The following is a 5,721-nucleotide window of genomic DNA, read 5'->3' as shown; positions in this document are numbered from 1 at the left end:
TGTGTCTGTTGTTTGAGAACTCAATAGTGTGCCAAGTTTATTGATACCGATTTATTTATATGAATTGGTTGTTTTTGACTGGATCTGTGCCGCCCCTGTGGTGCGGGTCTGGTTTTTTTCAGCTGGTTTCAAATTTTGTGCAGCCATTTCCTGCGTTATTTCCGTGGGTGTGGTTGTGTCTGTTTTTGTTTTACTTCAACGGAGAGTTTGATCCTGGCTCAGGATGAACGCTGGCGGCGTGCTTAACACATGCAAGTCGAACGATGATGCCAGCTTGCTGGTGGATTAGTGGCGAACGGGTGAGTAACACGTGAGTAACCTGCCCTTGACTCTGGGATAAGCCTGGGAAACTGGGTCTAATACCGGATATGACTCCTCATCGCATGGTGGGGGGTGGAAAGCTTTTTGTGGTTTTGGATGGACTCGCGGCCTATCAGCTTGTTGGTGAGGTAATGGCTCACCAAGGCGACGACGGGTAGCCGGCCTGAGAGGGTGACCGGCCACACTGGGACTGAGACACGGCCCAGACTCCTACGGGAGGCAGCAGTGGGGAATATTGCACAATGGGCGAAAGCCTGATGCAGCGACGCCGCGTGAGGGATGACGGCCTTCGGGTTGTAAACCTCTTTCAGTAGGGAAGAAGCGAAAGTGACGGTACCTGCAGAAGAAGCGCCGGCTAACTACGTGCCAGCAGCCGCGGTAATACGTAGGGCGCAAGCGTTATCCGGAATTATTGGGCGTAAAGAGCTCGTAGGCGGTTTGTCGCGTCTGCCGTGAAAGTCCGGGGCTCAACTCCGGATCTGCGGTGGGTACGGGCAGACTAGAGTGATGTAGGGGAGACTGGAATTCCTGGTGTAGCGGTGAAATGCGCAGATATCAGGAGGAACACCGATGGCGAAGGCAGGTCTCTGGGCATTAACTGACGCTGAGGAGCGAAAGCATGGGGAGCGAACAGGATTAGATACCCTGGTAGTCCATGCCGTAAACGTTGGGCACTAGGTGTGGGGGACATTCCACGTTTTCCGCGCCGTAGCTAACGCATTAAGTGCCCCGCCTGGGGAGTACGGCCGCAAGGCTAAAACTCAAAGGAATTGACGGGGGCCCGCACAAGCGGCGGAGCATGCGGATTAATTCGATGCAACGCGAAGAACCTTACCAAGGCTTGACATGAACCGGAAACGTCTGGAAACAGGCGCCCCACTTGTGGTCGGTTTACAGGTGGTGCATGGTTGTCGTCAGCTCGTGTCGTGAGATGTTGGGTTAAGTCCCGCAACGAGCGCAACCCTCGTTCCATGTTGCCAGCGCGTAATGGCGGGGACTCATGGGAGACTGCCGGGGTCAACTCGGAGGAAGGTGGGGACGACGTCAAATCATCATGCCCCTTATGTCTTGGGCTTCACGCATGCTACAATGGCCGGTACAAAGGGTTGCGATACTGTGAGGTGGAGCTAATCCCAAAAAGCCGGTCTCAGTTCGGATTGGGGTCTGCAACTCGACCCCATGAAGTCGGAGTCGCTAGTAATCGCAGATCAGCAACGCTGCGGTGAATACGTTCCCGGGCCTTGTACACACCGCCCGTCAAGTCACGAAAGTTGGTAACACCCGAAGCCGGTGGCCTAACCCCTTGTGGGAGGGAGCTGTCGAAGGTGGGACCGGCGATTGGGACTAAGTCGTAACAAGGTAGCCGTACCGGAAGGTGCGGCTGGATCACCTCCTTTCTAAGGAGCACCTACAGATGTTCTGCTGCTGCGTTGTGTGGTGGTGGGGGTTTGTCAGGAGTATATGCCCGTTGCGCAGACGTTTGTTCTGCGGCGGGTGCTCATGGGTGGAATATCAATGAATAGCGGCTGTTTGTGGTTTCGCCTGTCCAGTACGGTGACTGTTCTTCCTCTTTGCGGGGGTTGGTGGTTGCCTGGAACGATGTGGTGGGGTTCGTGGATGGTTTAGTGTTTGGCACACTGTTGGGTCCTGAGGCAACAGGGCCGTGGGTGCTTCGTTCTGCTCTTTGGGGTGGTTCGGGGTTGTTTGCGGGTTTGTTTGTTTCTGGTTTCCTGGCTGCATCGATCACGCGTGGTGGTCCCGTTTGGACGGGGCCTTGTGTGGGGTGTGTGGTTTGGGGTTGTTGTTTGAGAACTACATAGTGGACGCGAGCATCTTTTATAAGAAGCAATTTCCAAGAATATGAACCTGGATCTGGACTGTGTGCCTTCGTGGTGTGCGGTGCGGTTTCTGTGGTTCTCTCGAAAATCTGTTTTGAATTGATCTTTGTGGTCAAGTTTTTAAGGGCACACGGTGAATGCCTTGGCATTAGGAGCCGAAGAAGGACGTGGGAATCTGCGATATGCCTGGGGGAGTCGATAACCGGACTTTGATCCCAGGGTCTCCGAATGGGGAAACCCCGCCAGGAACGCGAGTTACCTGGTGACCCGTATCTGAACACATAGGGTACGTGGAGGGAACGCGGGGAAGTGAAACATCTCAGTACCCGCAGGAAGAGAAAACAATAGTGATTCCGTCAGTAGTGGCGAGCGAACGCGGATCAGGCTAAACCGTTCCATGTGTGATAGCCGGCGGGCGTTGCATGGTCGGGGTTGTGGGACTTTCCGTACTGTCTCTGCCGGGACAGTGAGGTGTGATGTGCTGGCATAGGTGAACGGTCTTGAAAGGCCGGCCGTAGAGGGTGTGAGCCCCGTAACCGTAATGTTTAGTGCCGCCTGGAGAGTATCCCAAGTAGCACGGGGCCCGAGAAATCCCGTGTGAATCTGTCAGGACCACCTGATAAGCCTAAATACTCCCTAATGACCGATAGCGGACCAGTACCGTGAGGGAAAGGTGAAAAGTACCCCGGGAGGGGAGTGAAACAGTACCTGAAACCGTGTGCTTACAATCCGTCGGAGCAACCTTGTAGTTGTGACGGCGTGCCTTTTGAAGAATGAGCCTGCGAGTTAGTGTTACGTCGCGAGGTTAACCCGTGGGGGGAAGCCGTAGCGAAAGCGAGTCTGAATAGGGCGTTGCAGTGGCGTGATCTAGACCCGAAGCGAAGTGATCTACCCATGGCCAGGTTGAAGCGACGGTAAGACGTCGTGGAGGACCGAACCCACTTCAGTTGAAAATGGAGGGGATGAGCTGTGGGTAGGGGTGAAAGGCCAATCAAACTTCGTGATAGCTGGTTCTCCCCGAAATGCATTTAGGTGCAGCGTTGCGTGTTTCTTACCGGAGGTAGAGCTACTGGATGGCTAATGGGCCCTACAAGGTTACTGACGTCAGCCAAACTCCGAATGCCGGTAAGTGAGAGCGCAGCAGTGAGACTGTGGGGGATAAGCTTCATAGTCGAGAGGGAAACAGCCCAGACCACCAACTAAGGCCCCTAAGCGTGTGCTAAGTGGGAAAGGATGTGGAGTTGCGAAGACAACCAGGAGGTTGGCTTAGAAGCAGCCATCCTTGAAAGAGTGCGTAATAGCTCACTGGTCAAGTGATTCCGCGCCGACAATGTAGCGGGGCTCAAGTACACCGCCGAAGTTGTGGATTTCAGATAGTAGACAAGCCTTCGTGGTTCAGTCGTCTGGAGTGGTAGGGGAGCGTCGTGTGGGCAGTGAAGTCGCGGTGTAAACCAGCGGTGGAGCCTACACGAGTGAGAATGCAGGCATGAGTAGCGAAAGACGGGTGAGAAACCCGTCCGCCGAATGATCAAGGGTTCCAGGGTCAAGCTAATCTGCCCTGGGTAAGTCGGGACCTAAGGCGAGGCCGACAGGCGTAGTCGATGGACAACGGGTTGATATTCCCGTACCGGCGAAAAACCGCCCATGCTGAACAGGGGATACTAACTGCCCGATACCTGCCCGATCGCCCTTGTGGTGTGAGGGTTTTGGTGGAGCGCAGGACCTGATCCTGGGAGGCAAGCGTATTAACAGGTGTGACGCAGGAAGGTAGCCAAGCCGGGCGATGGTTGTCCCGGTCTAAGGATGTAGGGTGAATGGTTGGTAAATCCGCTGTTCGTGATGCCTGAGATCTGATGGGACCCCCGTTTGGGGGGATTTGGTGATCCTATGCTGCCGAGAAAAGCATCGACGCGAGGTTTTAGCCGCCCGTACCCCAAACCGACACAGGTGATCAGGTAGAGAATACTAAGGCGATCGAGAGAATTATGGTTAAGGAACTCGGCAAAATGCCCCCGTAACTTCGGGAGAAGGGGGGCCCCAACCTTGAAAGAACCACGCGTTCTGGAGGGGATCGGGGCCGCAGAGACCAGGGGGAAGCGACTGTTTACTAAAAACACAGGTCCGTGCGAAGTCGCAAGACGATGTATACGGACTGACTCCTGCCCGGTGCTGGAAGGTTAAGAGGACCGGTTAGCCGCAAGGCGAAGCTGAGAATTTAAGCCCCAGTAAACGGCGGTGGTAACTATAACCATCCTAAGGTAGCGAAATTCCTTGTCGGGTAAGTTCCGACCTGCACGAATGGAGTAACGACTTCCCCGCTGTCTCAACCATAAACTCGGCGAAATTGCAGTACGAGTAAAGATGCTCGTTACGCGCAGCAGGACGGAAAGACCCCGAGACCTTTACTATAGTTTGGTATTGGTGTTCGGAGTGGCTTGTGTAGGATAGGTGGGAGACGTTGAAGCCCGGACGCCAGTTCGGGTGGAGTCATCGTTGAAATACCACTCTGGTCACTTTGGACATCTAACTTCGGCCCGTAATCCGGGTCAGGGACAGTGCCTGATGGGTAGTTTAACTGGGGCGGTTGCCTCCTAAAGAGTAACGGAGGCGCCCAAAGGTTCCCTCAGCCTGGTTGGCAATCAGGTGTCGAGTGTAAGTGCACAAGGGAGCTTGACTGTGAGAGAGACATCTCAAGCAGGGACGAAAGTCGGGACTAGTGATCCGGCGGTACATTGTGGAATGGCCGTCGCTCAACGGATAAAAGGTACCTCGGGGATAACAGGCTGATCTTGCCCAAGAGTCCATATCGACGGCATGGTTTGGCACCTCGATGTCGGCTCGTCGCATCCTGGGGCTGGAGTAGGTCCCAAGGGTTGGGCTGTTCGCCCATTAAAGCGGTACGCGAGCTGGGTTTAGAACGTCGTGAGACAGTTCGGTCCCTATCCGCTGCGCGCGCAGGAAATTTGAGAAGGGCTGTCCTTAGTACGAGAGGACCGGGACGGACGAACCTCTGGTGTGTCAGTTGTACTGCCAAGTGCACCGCTGATTAGCTACGTTCGGATGGGATAACCGCTGAAAGCATCTAAGCGGGAAGCCCGCTTCAAGATGAGATTTCCATACACCTCGTGTGTGAGAGGCCCCCAGCCAGACCACTGGGTTGATAGGCCGGATGTGGAAGCGGGGACTAAAGACCCGTGAAGCTGACCGGTACTAATAGGCCGATAACTTACACCACACACCAGTGCGTGAACGAAACCTTCAAAAGACGTTCACACCAAAGCACTGCGTGAAGATCAAGACTGCTTGCGTCCACTATGTGGTTCCCAAACAACAAACCCGCACCACGGGCACGTTGCACAGGAACCAACAACAAAATAACAACACCACATGTTGTAACACCAGACTTCCCACACCCCCAACAGGGTGACGGGTACAAGGGTTACGGCGGTCATAGCGTGGGGGAAACGCCCGGTCCCATTCCGAACCCGGAAGCTAAGACCCACAGCGCCGATGGTACTGCACCCGGGAGGGTGTGGGAGAGTAGGTCACCGCCGGACAAACA

3 rRNA genes are annotated in these 5,721 nt (G+C 54.8%); all 3 read left to right on the top strand.

Features of this window, described 5'->3' with window-relative positions:
• Positions 1 to 195: 195 nt before the first annotated feature.
• The 3 genes from AC50X5_RS16775 to rrf all read left to right on the top strand — a co-directional run bounded on the left by AC50X5_RS16775 (position 196) and on the right by rrf (position 5,716).
• Positions 196 to 1,718: ribosomal RNA gene (locus AC50X5_RS16775) — 16S ribosomal RNA — on the top strand.
• A 551-nt stretch (positions 1,719 to 2,269) separates the two neighbouring features.
• Positions 2,270 to 5,394 (top strand): 23S ribosomal RNA (locus AC50X5_RS16770).
• A gap of 205 nt (positions 5,395 to 5,599) precedes the next feature.
• Positions 5,600 to 5,716, top strand: a 5S ribosomal RNA gene (gene rrf, locus AC50X5_RS16765).
• The 16S, 23S and 5S rRNA genes sit together here, the layout of an rRNA operon.
• Positions 5,717 to 5,721: the final 5 nt, after the last annotated feature.

Source organism: Pseudarthrobacter sp. MDT1-40-2 (assembly GCF_059383595.1).
This window is presented reverse-complemented; position numbering and strand designations above follow the sequence as displayed.